General features: G+C 63.0%; 1 protein-coding gene. It reads left to right on the forward strand.

Annotation, left to right across the window (positions count from 1 at the left end):
- Positions 1 to 17 precede the first annotated feature (17 nt).
- Positions 18 to 140, forward strand: a complete 123-nt coding sequence (locus tag ACTHSL_RS14085; RefSeq protein WP_440381751.1) for a type II toxin-antitoxin system RelE/ParE family toxin — start codon at positions 18 to 20, stop codon at positions 138 to 140.
- The last annotated feature ends 103 nt before the right edge of the window (positions 141 to 243 follow it).

Here is a 243-nt window from a genome sequence, read left to right on the forward strand (position 1 = left end):
GACTACAAGGGTATCGCTTGCATGCGCTCAAGGGCAATCTCGCCGGCTTCTGGGCGGTCAGCGTTTCCGGCAACTGGCGCGTCATATTCAGGTTCGATGGCGCCAACGCCAGCGACGTCGATCTGGTCGACTATCACTAGGAGGACGCGATATGCCGATGAAGAGCCCCCGCACCCCGGCCTGTCGGTGAGGCACGATTGCCTGGAGCCGCTCGGTCTCAGCGTGACCGATGCCTCCCGTAGG

The sequence above is a fragment of the Neisseria sp. P0008.S010 genome (genome assembly GCF_051962715.1).
GTDB classification, from domain to species: Bacteria; Pseudomonadota; Gammaproteobacteria; order Burkholderiales; family Neisseriaceae; genus Neisseria; species Neisseria elongata.